General features: G+C 61.5%; 14 protein-coding genes. 10 read left to right on the forward strand and 4 right to left on the reverse strand.

Features of this window, described 5'->3' with window-relative positions; genetic code table 11:
- The first annotated feature begins 31 nt into the window (after positions 1-31).
- From BPRO_RS14130 to BPRO_RS14165, 8 genes are all read left to right on the forward strand, one after another.
- On the forward strand, positions 32-523 hold the full coding sequence (locus BPRO_RS14130) for a TRAP transporter small permease (protein WP_232291408.1): 492 nt from the start codon (positions 32-34) through the stop codon (positions 521-523).
- Between the two features lie 15 nt (positions 524-538).
- Complete coding sequence (locus BPRO_RS14135) at positions 539-1,816, forward strand: TRAP transporter large permease subunit (protein WP_011483753.1); 1,278 nt, start codon at positions 539-541, stop codon at positions 1,814-1,816.
- Between the two features lie 52 nt (positions 1,817-1,868).
- Positions 1,869-2,837 carry a TRAP transporter substrate-binding protein gene (locus tag BPRO_RS14140; protein WP_041388833.1) on the forward strand — a complete coding sequence of 323 codons (969 nt, stop codon included), beginning with the start codon at positions 1,869-1,871 and terminating at the stop codon, positions 2,835-2,837.
- A gap of 29 nt (positions 2,838-2,866) precedes the next feature.
- Positions 2,867-3,811: a YncE family protein gene (locus BPRO_RS14145; protein ID WP_011483755.1), complete on the forward strand. Its 945-nt coding sequence runs from the start codon at positions 2,867-2,869 to the stop codon at positions 3,809-3,811.
- Positions 3,812-3,848: 37 nt separating this feature from the next.
- Entirely contained in the window at positions 3,849-4,793 is a 945-nt protein-coding gene (locus BPRO_RS14150; RefSeq protein WP_011483756.1) for an amidohydrolase family protein, read from the forward strand.
- A 4-nt stretch (positions 4,794-4,797) separates the two neighbouring features.
- Positions 4,798-6,246 (forward strand): aldehyde dehydrogenase family protein, encoded by a 1,449-nt coding sequence (locus BPRO_RS14155; RefSeq protein ID WP_011483757.1) that lies wholly within the window; start codon positions 4,798-4,800, stop codon positions 6,244-6,246.
- A gap of 85 nt (positions 6,247-6,331) precedes the next feature.
- Entirely contained in the window at positions 6,332-6,538 is a 207-nt protein-coding gene (locus BPRO_RS30140; RefSeq protein WP_198140932.1) for a hypothetical protein, read from the forward strand.
- 128 nt (positions 6,539-6,666) lie between these two features.
- Positions 6,667-7,734, forward strand: coding sequence for an IS110 family transposase (locus tag BPRO_RS14165; RefSeq protein ID WP_011483758.1), 1,068 nt, complete (start codon positions 6,667-6,669; stop codon positions 7,732-7,734).
- Positions 7,735-8,072: 338 nt separating this feature from the next.
- Here BPRO_RS14165 and BPRO_RS14170 read toward each other — a convergent pair whose 3' ends face one another.
- Positions 8,073-8,384, reverse strand: coding sequence for a DUF1330 domain-containing protein (locus tag BPRO_RS14170; RefSeq protein ID WP_011483759.1), 312 nt, complete (start codon positions 8,382-8,384; stop codon positions 8,073-8,075).
- 35 nt (positions 8,385-8,419) lie between these two features.
- Between BPRO_RS14170 and BPRO_RS14180 the strand changes: the two genes are divergently transcribed.
- Together BPRO_RS14180 and BPRO_RS14185 are read left to right on the forward strand one after the other, a co-directional pair.
- Positions 8,420-9,630, forward strand: a protein-coding gene (locus tag BPRO_RS14180) for an IS3 family transposase (RefSeq protein WP_369794575.1) whose coding sequence is annotated in 2 segments (ribosomal slippage) — positions 8,420-8,696 and positions 8,696-9,630 — 1,212 coding nt in all. Because the reading frame shifts where the segments join, the coding sequence is not laid out codon by codon here.
- Positions 9,631-9,680: 50 nt separating this feature from the next.
- Entirely contained in the window at positions 9,681-10,652 is a 972-nt protein-coding gene (locus BPRO_RS14185) for a tripartite tricarboxylate transporter substrate binding protein (RefSeq protein WP_198140933.1), read from the forward strand.
- Between the two features lie 18 nt (positions 10,653-10,670).
- Here the strand turns inward: BPRO_RS14185 and glmM are convergent, their stop codons facing one another.
- The 3 genes from glmM to ftsH all read right to left on the reverse strand — a co-directional run bounded on the left by glmM (position 10,671) and on the right by ftsH (position 15,063).
- On the reverse strand, positions 10,671-12,002 hold the full coding sequence (glmM, locus tag BPRO_RS14190; RefSeq protein WP_011483763.1) for a phosphoglucosamine mutase: 1,332 nt from the start codon (positions 12,000-12,002) through the stop codon (positions 10,671-10,673).
- 165 nt (positions 12,003-12,167) lie between these two features.
- The gene (folP, locus tag BPRO_RS14195) at positions 12,168-13,022 is read right to left on the reverse strand and encodes a dihydropteroate synthase (RefSeq protein ID WP_041389828.1); all 855 of its coding nucleotides are present in this window, start codon (positions 13,020-13,022) and stop codon (positions 12,168-12,170) included.
- A gap of 118 nt (positions 13,023-13,140) precedes the next feature.
- Positions 13,141-15,063 (reverse strand): ATP-dependent zinc metalloprotease FtsH, encoded by a 1,923-nt coding sequence (ftsH, locus tag BPRO_RS14200; RefSeq protein WP_011483765.1) that lies wholly within the window; start codon positions 15,061-15,063, stop codon positions 13,141-13,143.
- Between the last annotated feature and the right edge of the window lie 93 nt (positions 15,064-15,156).

Consider the following 15,156-nt stretch of genomic DNA (forward strand, 5'->3'; position numbering starts at 1 on the left):
AGCCAATCGTTAATGCTTTATGGCAGTCAAAATGTTCACCCGCGCCGTGGACTGGTTGCTCATCGTCCTGCTTGGAACGATGGTCGTCCTGATTTTCGGCAACGTGGTTTTGCGCTACGGGTTTAACTCCGGCATCGTATTTTCTGAAGAGGTCTCGCGCTTTGTTTTCATGTGGCTCACCCTGATAGGCGCGCTGGTGGTGATGAAGGAAAACGCTCATTTGGGCATGACAAGCCTGATAGACCGCCTGGGCGAGAAAGGCCAGCGTATCTGCCGTTTTTTGGCCGACAGCCTGACATTTACATGCTGTGCCCTGCTGGCCCACGGCACCTGGAAACAGGTGGTGCTTGGCATGGATAACCGGGCCCCTGTGACCGATATCCCTTTGGGCCTGATCTACATGAGCCTGTTCATCAGCAGCGTCGGCATGGCTCTGGTCCTGCTCTGGTCGCTTTGGCGGCAAGTCACGGGACGGATGCCCAGAGAAGAGCTCGTTCCCCATAGCGGCGACGGCGGCGAGTAAACGCGAAAGACCTTCATGACCATTGCAATCTTTTTGACATCCCTGATGGGAGCCATGACGCTGGGCGTTCCCATTGCCTTTTCCCTGCTGGTGTGCGGCGTCGCCCTGATGGTGCACCTGAACAGTTTTGACACACAAATCCTGGCGCAAAACCTGCTCGAAGGCGCCAACAACTACCCGTTGATGGCTGTGCCGTTCTTCATGCTCGCCGGCGAGCTGATGAACGCTGGTGGCCTGTCCCGGCGAATCGTTGATGTAGCCAACGCGCTGGTCGGCCATGTTCGGGGCGGGCTGGGTTACACCGCCATCATTGCGGCGGTCGTGATGGCCAGTATCTCTGGCTCTGCGGTCGCTGATACGGCCGCTTTGGCCGCGCTGCTGATACCCATGATGCGCAAGGCGGGCTACAACGTGCCGCGTGCTGCAGGCCTCATTGCCTCTGGCGGCATCATTGCGCCCATCATTCCGCCCTCGATTGGCTTTGTGGTCTTTGGAGTAGCCGCGCAGGTGTCCATCACCAAACTTTTCATGGCGGGCATTGTTCCAGGTGTGATGATGGGCGTGGCCCTCGGGATCACGTGGTGGTTTTTGGCCAAGAAGGAGCCGCTGGTCAACGGCGGCGAGTTCAGCCTGGCCAAAGTGGCCAGCGCCATCGTAAGTGGCACCTGGGCGCTGGCATTGCCCATCGTCATCATCGGCGGCATGAAATTTGGTGTGTTCACGCCAACCGAAGCGGCCGTGGTTGCGGTGGTGTATTCCCTCGGGGTTGGCCTGTTTGTCTATGGCGAGCTCAAACTGGCAGAGCTGCCCGAACTAATGCTAGCCGCCGCCAAGACCTCCAGCACCATCATGTTTTTGGTGGCTACCGCACTGGTCTCTGCCTGGCTCATCACCATCGCCGACATTCCAGCACAGGCCGTTGCGTTGCTGCAGCCGTTCATGGACAGCCCCAGGCTGCTCATGCTGGTGATGATGCTGCTGGTCATTGTGGTGGGCACCGCGCTGGACTTCATGCCCACCGTCTTGATCTTGACGCCCATTTTGATGCCGGTGGTCAGGCAAGCGGGTATTGACCCTGTCTATTTCGGCGTGATGTTCATCATCAACAACGCGATTGGTTTGCTGACACCCCCCGTGGGAACGGTACTCAATGTGGTGGCAGGCGTCGCCAGGGTCAACCTCGACAAAGTCATCAAGAGCGTCTGGCCCTTCCTGCTGGCGCAAACGGTTTTGCTGTTTCTGTTCGTGTTGTTCCCGCAACTCATCACGGGGCCGGCGGCCTGGTTCCGCTGAACACCCGGCGAGTGCTTCCAACCCCTTCCACCCCTTCATGCCAGGAATCACCATGCGCACCGTCCATCGCCTCGCGCTGTGCTCACTGCTGGGGTTTTGCAGCCTCACGGTGTCTGCCCAGACCATCTTGCGCCTCAGCCACGCAGGATCTCTGAGTTCCAGCCAACACCTGGCGGCACTCAGGATGGCCGAGGTCGTGAAGGAAAAAACGCAGGGCGCGCTACGCATTGACGTTTACCCAGAAAGCCAGCTGGGCAACGATGCCAAGGCAATTGCCGACACGCAAAAGGGCGCACTGGACATGGTGATGGCCGGCAGCCCCAATTTCGTGCCACTGGCGCCGCGGCTGGTCGAGATCGACCTGCCCTATTCATTCGACACGCCGCAGCGGGCCTACGGGGAGCTGGACTCGAAATTCTATGGCCAGTCACTGCTCAATGAGCCACTGGCCAAAGGCATCAAGGGTCTGGCCTTCTGGGAAGTGGGCTTTCGCATCATCACCAGCAACAAAGGGTTTGTGAAAACGCCCGATGACCTGAAGGGACTCCGGCTGCGTGTGGTGGGCAACCCTGAACAACACGAGTTTTTCAAGGCCCTGGGGGCACAGACCGTGGCCATGCCGCTGGGTGAGGTCTACGAAGCCATACGGGCCGGCAAGCTCGATGCACAGGACCATCCGCTGCCCATCACCTACAGCTCCAGGCTCTATGAAGTGCAAAAGTACGTCACGATGACGCGGCATGCCTACACGGCGTTGATGGTAGCGATCAACGCGGGCCGCTTCGAATCGCTGACCGCGGTGCAACAAAAAGCGCTGATGGAAGCGGCCGTGGCCGGTCGCAATTTCCAGCGGGAGCTGAATGCAAAGAACGAAAAAACCATTCTGGCCGACCTCAGGCGTCAGGGTGTGAACGTGCTGGAGTCGGTGGACTCCAGGCCGTTCCGCCTGCTGGCCACCAAGCAGAGCGCAAACTATTTCTCCCGCAGGCTCGGCTTACCCGAGCTGGCCCAAAACAAATAATCCATCAACGAATCTCACGAAAGTTTGCCATGTCATCCCGCGAAACCTTGCTCCTGGTGCAGAAATGCGCCCACACCTTCAGCTTTTACGACCTGGCCACCGGTCAGGCTAAAAAACACATCGTGCTGCCCAACTTTCCGCACGAGTTCACGGTAGACCCGGTGCGCCGGCGTGCCTATGTGGGCCACTACGGCATCGAGACCGCCAGCCACCTGGGCGACGTGGGCGGGCACTCGGTCTTCGTGATCGATCTTGACAAGCAAGAGCATGTGGCAACGCTGAATATCTGGCCCTTTTACCGCCCGCACGGCCTGACGGTAGATGCCGAAGGCCGTCTGTACGTGATGTCGGAGGCACACAACACGCTGCTGCGATTCTCCGACCCGATCAACCGTCATGTACCCGACCTGGCCGTGCCCTCCGGCGGCTACAAGACCCATTTGTTTGCATTGACGAAAGATGCACAGACAGCCTATGCGCTGAACCTGCTGTCGAACACGGTCACCAAAATCAAGCCGCACGACCCGACCTTCACACCGGTGGCCATGGTGCCGGGCCCGGTGCCCGAGGGCAATGTGCTGTCAGCGGATGAGTCGCTGCTGTATGTAGCCAACCGGGGCGACGACACCATCGTCGCCGTCGACACGGCCAGCATGAAAGTCGTTGCGTCGGGCAAGACGCGGCGCGACCCGAACCGGGTCTACCGATTCCGCGGTGCGCAGGGCCAGGACCTGTTGCTCACCACCAATTCGGGCGAGCAGTCGCTGTCCATCTTCGGCACCAATCTGCAGGAGCAGCGCTGCTTCGCCCTGCCCAGCAACCCGCTGGCCCTGTCCTTTCATCCGATGGACCGTGCGGTCTACATCTCGTTCCAGGACGAGACGGTGCGCCGCCTCAACCTCGACAGTTTCGAGTTCGAACAGGAGATCAAGACCCTGCGCGAACCGGATTCTTCCTACGTGTGGCAACACTGACGTTCGCCCCACCTCATAAAGAAGCCGGGTACCCCCAATGAACCCCTCGCCCGCATCCAGAAATGTCATCTCCGTTGTGGACGCCCACCATCATCTGTGGGACTTGTCGCTGGGCCGCTATCCCTGGTTGCAGCAGGCGTATGACCCAAAGACCTTCTTTCTGGGCGACTATGCCGCGTTGCGCCAGGACTTTTTGCCAAAGGACTACCGCGCCGCCAGCGCTGGTGTTCAGGTGCTGGCGACGGTGCACGTAGAGGCCGAACGCGACCGCAGCGAGCAGGTGGCAGAAACCGCCTGGCTGCATGACATGAACGCCGCGCACGGCATCCCTAACGCGGTGGTGGCGCATGCCTGGTTCGACCGGCCAGATACGGAAGAGTACCTGCTCAGCCATTTGCGCTATCCACTGGTGCGAGGTATTCGCAGCAAGCCTGTGACTTCTGCAACGCCAGCGCAAAGCGTGGCCGGGCAACCGGGCTCCATGCAGGACGAAGCCTGGTTGCGCGGCTTCTCACTGCTGCGAAAACACGGTCTGAGCTGGGACCTGCGGGTACCGGCCTGGCATTTGCCCGAGGCTGCGCAGGTGGCGCAGATGTTCCCGGATGTGCCCATGGTGCTCAATCACCACGGCTTTGCCTGGGACCGCAGCGAGGAAGGCCTCAAGCGCTGGCGTGGCTGGATGGAAGTGCTGGCACGACAGCCCAACGTGCATGTGAAGCTGTCCGAATTCGGCCTGCGCGACCAGCCCTGGAATGAACAGTCCAATGCACGCATAGTGCGCGACACGCTGGCCATCTTCGGCTGGGAGCGCTGCATGTTCGCCAGCAACTTTCCGGTGGCCAGCTTGCGCATCGGATTTCGACCCCTGGTAGAGGCTGTGTGGCGCATGCTGGACAAGCTCGCACCCGATCAGCGCCAGGCCGTGATGAGCGGTAACGCGCTGCGCTTTTACCGTATCAATCTTCCACCTGCCCAGACCTGACTCCATGAACAACTTCAACAACCTCATCAATGGCCAATGGTTGGCCGGCAACAGCACCAGCGCCAACCGGAACCCATCCAACCTCGCTGACGTCATCGGCGAGTACGCGCAAGCCGATGCTGCAGGCCTTGATGCGGCCGTGCAGGCGGCGCAAGCGGCCTTCCCTGCCTGGTCCACCTCCGGCATCCAGGCCCGCTCGGACGCGCTCGACAGGATCGGCACCGAGATTCTGGCGCGCCGCGAGGAGCTGGGCACCCTGCTCTCGCGCGAAGAAGGCAAAACGAAACCGGAAGGCATTGGCGAAGCCACCCGCGCCGGCCAGATCTTCAAGTTTTTCGCCGGTGAATGCCTGCGCCTGTCGGGTGAAACCGTTCCATCGGTGCGTCCCGGCATCGGCGTGGAAATTACCCGCGAGCCCGTCGGTGTGGTTGGCCTGATCACGCCCTGGAATTTTCCGATTGCGATTCCGGCCTGGAAGGTTGCACCGGCGCTGGCCTTTGGCAACTGCGTGGTCCTGAAGCCGGCCGACCTGGTGCCGGGCAGCGCGTGGGCCCTGGCCGAGATCATTTCGCGCTCCGGCATTCCGGCGGGTGTCTTCAACCTGGTGATGGGGCCGGGACGCGTGATCGGCGACGCGCTGGTCAACCACCCCGGCATCAACGCCATCAGCTTCACCGGCTCGGTCGGGGTGGGCAGCCGCATTGCGGAAGCCTGCGCAAAGAACCTCAAGAAGGTGCAGCTTGAGATGGGCGGCAAAAACCCGCAGGTCATCCTGGACGATGCGGACCTCACCCAGGCGGTGGAACTGAGCGCGCAGAGCGCGTTTTACTCGACCGGCCAGCGCTGCACGGCATCCAGCCGCCTCATCGTGACCGACGGTATTTACCCGGCCTTTGTCAAAGCCCTGCAGGAACGCATGACCCGGATCAAGGTGGGCGATGCGCTGACCACTGGCACCGACATGGGTCCCGTGTCCTCCCAGGCACAGCTGGAGCAGGATCTGAGCTACATCGCGATCGGCAAAGCCGAAGGCGCCACGCTGGCATTCGGCGGCAACCGCGTGCCGTGCCACACCGGCAGCGGCGCCGAGGGTTACTTCATGGCGCCGGCGCTGTTCAGCGAAAGCACGGCCGGCATGCGCATCAACCGCGAGGAGATCTTTGGCCCGGTCGCCAGCATCATCCGCGTCAAGGACTACGAGGCCGCCCTGGCCGCCGCCAACGACACGCCGTTTGGCCTGTCTGCGGGCATTGCCACCACGTCGCTGAAGTACGCCACGCACTTCAAGCGCCACAGCCAGGCCGGCATGGTGATGGTCAACCTGCCCACCGCCGGGGTGGACTACCACGTGCCGTTCGGCGGGCGCAAGGGCTCCAGCTATGGCCCGCGCGAGCAGGGCAGGTATGCGCAGGAATTCTTCACGACCGTCAAGACCGCCTACACGCTGGCCTGACGCAGCAGTGCCCGCTCGGCGAACTGGTCCCACCGCAGGGGGCGTCCCAATTGTTCTGCCCTCAAATTTTAATAACGGAGACACCATGAACATCCCCCTGACACTCGCTCGCACGGCTCGCGCTTTGACCCTTGCCCTGCTACCACTGGCCACTTCGGCAGCGCTGGCCGCCGATTACCCGACCCGTCCGCTCGAACTGGTCGTTGCGGCCTCGGCCGGCGGCGGCACTGACGTGATGGCGCGGGCCTTCGCCGATGCGGCGCGCAAGCACTTCCCGCAACCTATCGTTTGAGTTCAGCGGCTGCCGTAGGCAGTCCGCTGGAACGGAATACGAAGGGACTTCCCACTTCCGGGTAACGGCATCGAGTGCCAAGATTGGTTTTGGAAAGTCAATCTGAAACCTTTGGAAGGAGAAGTCCCATGAGCGAGATTACACGAGTTGGCGTTGATCTGGCAAAGCGCGTCATCCAGGTTCACGCCGTCAATGCCGCCGGCCAACGGGTTACCAGCCGTGCGCTGGCCCGCGACAAGTTCATGGCCTGGTGTGCGCAATTGCCCGCAGGCTGCCTGGTTGCCATGGAAGCCAGCTCCAGCGCCCACCACTGGGCTCGCCGGCTGGTTGCATTGGGGCTGGATGCGCGCATCATCGCCGCCCACCTGGTGGCGCCCTACCGGCTGCAGGGCAAGTCTGGCAAGAACGACGCCAATGACGCCGCCGCCATCTGCGAAGCCGCCTCGCGCCCGCAAATGCATTTCGTGCCCGTCAAGAGCGTGGAGCAGCAAAGCATGCTGTGCATCCATCGCCTGCGCGAGGGCTTCAAGGCCGAGCGCACTGCCTGCGTCAACCGGATTCGCGGTCTGCTGGCCGAGTTCGGTCTGGTGTTCGCGCAAAAGCCCGCTGTCTTGCGTCAAGCTTTGCCCGACGTGATCGAAGATGCCTGCAACGAACTGGGCACCCTGGCACGCCTGGCGCTGCAACGCGCCTGGGCGCAGTGGCAGGAACTCGATGCCCATCTGGCCTGGTGCGACGAGCGCATCGCCGCCCACCTCAAAGTCAATGAGCAGGTACGCCAGGCGGAACAGCTCATGGGTGTAGGGCCTGTCACAGCCTCTGCGGTGGTGGCCACGGTGGGCGACTTCAAACAGTTTCGCAACGGCGCGCAGTTCGGCGCCTGGCTGGGGTTGACGCCACGGCAAAACTCCAGCGGTGGCAAAAACAATCTCGGTGCCATCACCAAGCGCGGCGACATGTACTTGCGCATGCTGCTGATTCAAGGGGCCAAGTCGGCGGTGATGACGGCGCACCGGCGGGATGACCCGATTTCAAAATGGTTGCACCAACTGCGCGAGAAGTCAGGCTGGCAAAAGGCGGCTGTGGCCCTGGCCAACAAGAATGCACGCATTCTGTGGGCGGTGTTCGTGCGGGGCAAACCATTTGATGCGCGCCATGTGAGTGTGAAGCCAGGGATGGCTGCCGCAGCTGTGTAACGCCGCCCCAGAAAAATTGTTCGTTTCCCTGCAAGACGTGAGTTCGAAGATGCAGTAGACAGGTCAGACCGGCAGCGGGCAAGCTCGACTAACCCTTTGTGGCATTCCATTGGCAATGACCACGGGATCGGAATGGAGCCCCGCTGAGCGGTTCGTATCTGGGTCCGCACTGAAAAACCAGTGCAACAAGGCCGACAGTAGATGTGCAGTCTGTTCCTCGTTTCACCGCCGCTTCACTTCACGCCAGTGCAGGAAAATACCGTCACCAAGGAAAAAATATCGCGACCGCTACTTGACTTCGTGGGAAGTCCCAGTAAAGGGTTAGGCGTCAGTTGGCACTAGTTCGGAAGGCCTTCAACCACATAGGAGCGCCAGTTCGACGACTTGTCGCGGCCAGCCTTGAGCGCCACGTAGGCTGGAGATGTGTCGAAGGCCAACGCGTCGTCGACGCTGGGGAACTTGATGAGGGTGATGGTCTTTGGGGGGTCCCCGGCGAGCGGAACGCCCTTGGTGGCACGCACGATGAACGTGCCGCTGGTTGGAAGAGCGCGAGCGGCATCGACATACGTTTTCCAACCGACCGGGTCAGTGACTTGAAACTCGACGACCAGGTAACCGGGATGATCTTGTCCCCAAAAAACGTACTCCATAGCTGATGTGAAAATTCAGCAATTGGAGATGAGGAATGAGCAAGAGGAAAGACGGACAGGCCAGGGGCAAATACACCCTGGAATTCAAGCTGGAGGCGGTGCGGCTGGTCAAGGGCGGGCAGGCCGTGCCGGTGACGGCCAGGGTGCTGGGCGTGCCGGTGCAGACGCTGGGCAACTGGGTGCGCCTGAGCGAGAAAGGCCAGCTCAAGGGCGCAGGCGACAAGCCTGTGTCGCCTGAGCAAATGGAGCTGGCGCGGCTGCGAGCGGAGAACGCGCGGCTGCGCATGGAGCGCGACATTTTAAAAAAGGCCACAGCGTACTTCGCCAAGGAATCGCTGTGAAGTACGCCTGGATTGCGAAACACAAGACGAGCTGGCCGGTGACGGTGGCATGCGAGGCGCTCGGCGTGAGCGCCAGCGGCTACTTCGAGCACTGGCGGCGCAAGGATGCGAGCAAGCCCAGCCGGCCGGGAGCGAACAAGCGCATCAGCGACGAAGCCCTGCTGGTTCACATCAAGGCCATCCATGCCGAGGTCAAGCAGGAATATGGCTGGCCCAAGGTGTGGAAGGAACTGCTGGCCCGGGGCGTTCGGGTGGGCAAGGAGCGTGTGCGCAAGCTGATGCAGCGCCACGGCATCAAGGCCAGGGGCAAGAGGAAATTTGTCGTCACCACCGACAGCAAACACGACCTGCCCATTGCGCCGAACCTGCTGCAGCGCAACTTCGCGCCTGAGGCGCCGAACCAAGTGTGGAGCAGCGACATCACTTACATCGCCACCGATGAGGGCTGGCTGTACTTGACAGCAGTGATCGACCTGTTCAGCCGCCAAGTGGTGGGCTGGAGCATGAGGGAACACATGCAGGCCAGCGTGGTGACGGATGCGTTGCGCATGGCGTGGTTTCGCCGCCGCCCTGCACCGGGCCTGATCTTTCATTCGGATCGGGGCAGCCAGTATTGCGGCCATGAGTTCCAGCAGGCCCTGCAGGGCTACGAGATGAAGTCCTCAATGAGCCGCAAGGGTGACTGCTGGGACAACGCGCCCACCGAGAGCCTGTGGGGGCGCCTGAAGGTCGGCAGGCTATATGGCAGAAGGTTTGCCACACGGCGCCAGGCCATGGACGAGGTGATGGACTGGATCAATTTCTACAACCACAAAAGATTGCACTCGACGCTGGGCTATGTCAGCCCGATGACGTTTGAGCAACGCTGGATCGCGGCCCAGCAGCAAGAAAGAAAGTCCGCATAATGGGCAGCCTATGGAGTGCGGACAACAGGGGCAAGGTCAGGAGGCTTGCTTTGAGCTCGACTACTCTCGATGCCAACTGCACAGATGGCAACGCCGGCGAGCATGGCGCCAATGAGCTTGAGGTTAGCGTTCACGTGTTTTCCTTTGGTTCGTTGGAGGTAGGGAGTACCGCGAACGCCGACTGTTTCGACGTGCCGGTGCTTGGCAGTGTGCCTGAAGGCACGTACTTATGCTGTGTGACGCCTAACGTCGTGATCAACAAGCCCGGCGCCGCCAGCGCGATCGGCTTCGGCGATGTGGCCAATGCAAAACCTGACGGCTACAAGGTCGCCGTAGTCAGCGTCAACCTGGTGATCCTGCCGGCGCTGAACCTCATGAAGCTGACCAGCGATGATTTCATTCCGATCGCTCGCCTGAACTACGACCCCTCGGCGATCACGGTGCGGGCCGATGCTCCCTGGAAGACGATTGAGGAATTCATTGCCGACGCCAAAAAGCGGCCGGGCGCGATGCAGGTTGGCAACGGCGGTGTCGGCGACATCTGGCATGTGGCAGCCGCCGCTTTTGAGGACCGAACCGGCACCCAGTTCAATCATGTGCCGTTCCAGGGCGCGTCGCCGGCCATTCTCAGCCTGCTGGGTGGCCACGTGGACGCCGTCTCCGTCAGCCCCGGCGAGGTGATGTCGCACGTGCAGAGCGGCAAATTGCGCACGCTGGCGGTGATGTCCGAACAGCGGCTGGGCGGCGTGTTTGCCGATTCGCCGACGCTCAAGGAAAGGAAGATCGACCTCACCATCGGCGTGTGGCGTGGTCTTGCCGTGCCCAAAAATACGCCGCCAGACGTGGTGGATGTGTTGAAGAATGCAGCGCGCAGCACGGCGAGCGACGCGGCTTACAAAGAGACGCTGGTCAAGGCCAACCTGGGTGAGGCTTATCTCGATGCAGCGCCCTTCAAGGCATCGATCGAGAGGGACCGCGAGTCACTGAAGAAGGTGCTGGCGAAGCTGGTCATCCAGAAGTAAACGCGACACAAGCGCTTGTCAGGAGCGCACCGTATCGGCCACACGCTCGGCACAGGCCTTGGCCTGCCGGGCGTCGCGCGCTTCAACCATCACCCTTAGCAGCGGCTCGGTGCCGCTAGCACGGATCAGCAAGCGGCCGGTGTCGCCCAGCTCAGCCTCCACGGCTTTGGTCTCCAGCGCCAGTTTCTCGCTGGCTTTCCAGTCCTGCCCGGGCTTGAGCCGCACATTGACCAGCGTCTGGGGGAAGAGCACCACATCGCCCAGCAACTGGGCAATGGTCTTGCCGCTGCGCACACAGGCCTGCAGCACCTGCAGCGCGCTGATCAGGCCATCGCCGGTGGTGTGTTTGTCCAGGGCCAGCAAATGGCCGGATCCTTCACCGCCCAGCAACCAGCCGCGCTTTTCCAGTTCCTCCAGCACATAGCGGTCGCCCACCTTGGCGCGCACAAATTCAACCCCCCTGCTTTTCAGGGCCAGCTCCACGGCCATGTTGGTCATCAGGGTGCCGACAGTGCCAGGCACTTTCTCGCCGCGCGCCAGTCGCTCGCTGACCATCAGGAACAGCACTTCATCGCCGTTGAAAAGCCGTCCGTCAGCGTCCACCATCTGCAGGCGGTCGGCATCGCCATCGAGTGCAATGCCGTAATCGGCCTGGTTGGCCTTGACTGCCGTGATCAGCGCTTCAGGGTGGGTAGCGCCGACCTCGTGGTTGATGTTCAGGCCATCCGGCGCACAGCCGATGGCGATCACTTCGGCACCCAGTTCATGAAACACCTTGGGCGCAATGTGATAGGCCGCGCCGTGGGCGCCATCCACCACGATCTTCAAGCCCTTGAGCGTCAGGTCATGGGCAAACGTGCTCTTGCAAAACTCGATGTAGCGCCCCGCCGCGTCGTCCAGGCGGCGCGCCTTGCCCAGCGTGGCCGAATCCACCCAGACCGGCGGCTCCTCAAGCGCGGCCTCCACGGCCAGTTCCCACTCGTCGCTGAGCTTGGTACCCTGGGCGCTGAAAAACTTGATGCCGTTGTCAGGGTAGGCATTGTGGCTGGCACTGATGACCACGCCCAGGCTGGCGCGCTGGGCCCGCGTGAGGTAGGCCACGCCCGGCGTAGGCAAAGGCCCGAGCAGCACCACGTCGACGCCGGCGGAATTGAAACCGGACTCCAGCGCACTTTCGAGCATGTAGCCGGAAATCCGGGTGTCCTTGCCGATCAGTACGGTCGGGCGAGACTCCACCCGGCGGAGCACCCGGCCCACCGCATGTGCAAGCCGCAGCACGAAGTCTGGCGTGATGGGCGGCTGGCCCACCGTGCCGCGGATGCCGTCGGTGCCGAAGTATTTTCTGGTCATGTGTTGTTTCCGGTAAACCTGGTTTTACAGCAGGTGTGACTCTATTTTAAGTTTGCAGGACTGGCGGCTTGCCTCGTCGAAATACGAGAGTGTTTTGAAACCCTCCCCAGCGGAAAAGCTCCCGATCGCGACAGCAGCGCAGGAGGAATTTATTGCCCCAGGCTTTTAACTTGCAGCCGCCCAGACTTTGAGGGCCTGAACGGTTTCGCGCACGTCGTGAACGCGTACCACCCGGGCACCACGCTCCACGGCCAGCAAGGCCGCCGCCACGCTAGGCACCAGGCGGTCTTCAATGGCCAGGGGGGCGTCGGCTGGCGAGGTGCCGCTCACAGCCGCCAGTGACGATTTGCGCGACCACGCAGCCAGCAGCGGATAGCCAGCCGCAAGGAACTCACGCTGGTGCGCCAGCAGCGAGAAATTCTGTGCCACGGTTTTACCAAACCCGACTCCCGCGTCGAGCACGATACGGGCCCTGTCAACGCCGGCAGCTTGCAGATCACCTGCGGCACCCACCAGAAACGACAGCACCTGAGGCACCACATCCCCTTCCATGGGGGCCATCTGCATGGTTTGCGGCTCGCGATGCATGTGCATCAGGCAGACTCCGCAACTCGGGTGACCGGCCACGATCTGCCTGGCGCCCGGCTGGCGCAGGGCCCAGATGTCGTTGATGATGTCGGCACCCAAATCCAGCACCGCCTGCATGACTTCGGGCTTGTAGGTATCTACCGAAAGCGGTACGCCGAGGGTAGCCGCGTGGCGAACCACCGGCAACACGCGCGCTAGCTCTTCCTGCAGCGGCACCGGCGGCGCGCCCGGGCGAGTTGATTCGCCACCAATGTCGAGCAAGTCGGCACCGTCGCGGATCAACTGCTCGCAATGCGCGAACACCCCCGAAAAACCGCCGCTTGGCGTGAAGTACTTGCCGCCATCGGAAAACGAGTCGGGCGTGACATTGACGATGCCCATCACGCGCGGCTGCGACACATCAATTTGAAAGCGGGAGGTTTGCCAAATCACGAAGCAGCTTTCCTGAAAATGGTCCATGAGGCTGTTGCGGCGCAATGCCCGCAACAAAGAAAAAACCGGGGACTAGCCCCGGTTGTCATAATTTTTACGGACTGTCTTCAGCAGACCATCAGGCCACCGTGGGCGCGGGATCCGTGCTCACCGCCGGAGTACCGCCGCTGGGGCCACCGCCGCCGCCCACGGAGGAGTTGCGTGGCGTCCAGTCTTTGGGAGGACGCGGCTCCTTGCCGGCAATGATGTCATCAAGCTGCTCGCCGTCGATGGTTTCCCACTCGAGCAGGGCTTTGGCCATGGCGTGTATCTTGTCCTTGTTGTCTTCGATCAGCTTGCGCGCCTGGGCGTATTGCTGGTCAATGATGCGGCGCACTTCGCCGTCGACCTTTTGCAAGGTTGCTTCACTCATATTGTTCGTCTTGGTGACCGAGCGGCCCAAAAACACTTCGCCTTCGTTCTCGGCATACACCATGGGGCCCAGGGCCTCGGTCATGCCGTAGCGCGTGACCATATCGCGGGCCAGCGCGGTGGCGCGTTCGAAGTCGTTGCTCGCGCCGGTTGTCATCTGGTTCATGAAGACTTCTTCGGCAATACGGCCGCCAAACAGCATGCTGATCTGGCTGAGCATGTACTCGCGGTCATAGCTGTAGCGGTCTTGTGCCGGCAGGCTCATGGTCACGCCCAGCGCGCGGCCACGTGGAATGATGGTGACCTTGTGCACCGGATCACACTTAGGCAGCAGCTTGCCGAGCAGCGCGTGACCGGACTCGTGGTACGCGGTGTTGCGACGCTCTTCTTCGGGCATCACCATGCTCTTGCGCTCAGGGCCCATCAGGATTTTGTCTTTGGCTTTTTCGAAGTCCTGCATTTCCACAGTGCGCGCATTGCGGCGCGCCGCCATGAGGGCGGCTTCATTGCAGAGGTTGGCCAGGTCGGCACCCGACATGCCGGGGGTGCCGCGGGCAATCACGCTGGCGTTCACGTCCTGGCCAAGCGGGACCTTGCGCATGTGCACATTCAGGATCTGCTCGCGACCACGGATATCGGGCAGCGTGACATACACCTGGCGGTCAAAACGGCCGGGGCGCAGCAAGGCGGCATCCAGAATGTCGGGGCGGTTGGTGGCGGCCACCACGATCACGCCCACATTGGTTTCAAAGCCGTCCATCTCGACCAGCATCTGATTCAGCGTCTGCTCGCGTTCGTCGTTACCGCCGCCCAGACCGGCGCCGCGCTGGCGGCCGACCGCGTCGATTTCATCGATGAAGATGATGCAGGGGGCGTTTTTTTTGGCATTCTCGAACATGTCGCGCACGCGGGCCGCGCCCACGCCGACGAACATTTCGACGAAATCAGAGCCGGAAATCGAGAAAAACGGTACTTTGGCTTCACCGGCAATGCCTTTGGCGAGCAGGGTTTTACCGGTCCCCGGAGGGCCGACCAGCAGCAACCCGCGCGGAATGCGGCCACCCAGCTTCTGGAATTTTTGCGGATCTTTCAGGAAATCAACGACTTCCTTGACCTCTTCCTTGGCTTCGTCGCAGCCGGCCACATCGGCAAAGGTCACGGGATTGGTGGACTCGTCGAGCATGCGGGCCTTGGACTTGCCAAAGCTGAACGCACCACCCTTGCCGCCGCCCTGCATTTGCCGCATGAAGTACACCCAGACACCAATCAGCAGCAGCATCGGGCCCCAGCTGACCAGCAACGTCATGAGCAGGGAGCCTTCTTCGCGGGGTTTGACGTCAAATTTCACGTCGTTGGCGATCAGGTCGCCCACCAGGCCACGGTCCAGATAGGTTGCCGTGGTGCGCACCTTGCGGTCGTCGGTCGTCGTGGCGGAAATCTCGGTGCCGCCCTGACCTTCTGCAATGGTCGCGGTCTTGATGCGCTTGCTGCGCACTTCTTCCAGAAACTCGGAATAACCCAGGTAATTGGAGCCTGCGCCACCACGTGTATCAAATTGCTTGAAAACGGTGAACAGCACCATGGCGATCACCAGCCAGATTGCAATTTTTGAAAACCACTGATTGTTCAAGGACTACTCCGATGAAAGGGCCGAAAGAACCCAAAGCCGATGAGATGGCAGATGCGCCTGATTTTAGGCGTTTCAAGGACAAAAACGACATTA

This window comes from Polaromonas sp. JS666 (assembly GCF_000013865.1).
In the GTDB taxonomy this organism is placed as follows: Bacteria; Pseudomonadota; Gammaproteobacteria; order Burkholderiales; family Burkholderiaceae_C; genus Polaromonas.